Source organism: Mesorhizobium sp. M7A.F.Ca.CA.002.15.2.1 (assembly GCF_003998715.1).
GTDB classification, from domain to species: Bacteria; Pseudomonadota; Alphaproteobacteria; order Rhizobiales; family Rhizobiaceae; genus Mesorhizobium; species Mesorhizobium ciceri.
On the sequence record NZ_RZPI01001213.1, the window covers coordinates 1 to 606 of the forward strand.

The window sequence follows — 606 nt, forward strand, 5'->3', positions numbered from 1 at the left end:
GTCCTGCAGGTCGCGGTTGACGTAGCGCGCGTGTCGCTGATCGATTTCCGTCGCCTCGTGCAACGCCTGGCCGATACCCCAGATCATGCCACCCATCAGCTGGCTGCGCGCGGTGCGCGTGTTCATGATGCGCCCGGCGGCGAAGGCCCCGACGATGCGCGGGGCCCGGATTTCGCGTGTATAGCTGTTGATGCGCACTTCGACGAACTCGGCGCCAAAGGCATATTTGACCGAATCTTCGTCGTTCTCTCCACCATGAAATTCCGACTGTCCGGCATAGAGTTTGCTGAGGGCTTCAGGCGAAGAACCCTTCGGCGCAAACTCGGCATATTCCTCGATGGCGCCGACTTGCATAGCCTTGAAGACATCAGCCAGCTTTGCGGATTTGCCGGTCTCGGTGACGACCTCTTCGTCCTTCAAGTCCAGCTTCGCATTGCCCGAACCGGCCAGCGGAGCCCCCCTGCCCGCAGCGGCGGCGAACAGCTTTTCGCGTATCGCGTCGCAGGCTTTCATGACCGCCGAGCAGACACTGGCGGTCGAGATCGATCCGCCCGACACGGGAGCCGGCGGCAAGGCACTGTCGCCCATCTCGACGCTGATCTTGTC

1 protein-coding gene is annotated in these 606 nt (G+C 62.4%); it reads right to left on the bottom strand.

Annotation, left to right across the window (positions count from 1 at the left end; translation table 11 throughout):
* On the bottom strand, positions 1-600 hold a 600-nt coding region (locus tag ENZ74_RS33710; protein ID WP_281059778.1), incomplete at its 3' end, for a molybdopterin cofactor-binding domain-containing protein.
* Positions 601-606: the final 6 nt, after the last annotated feature.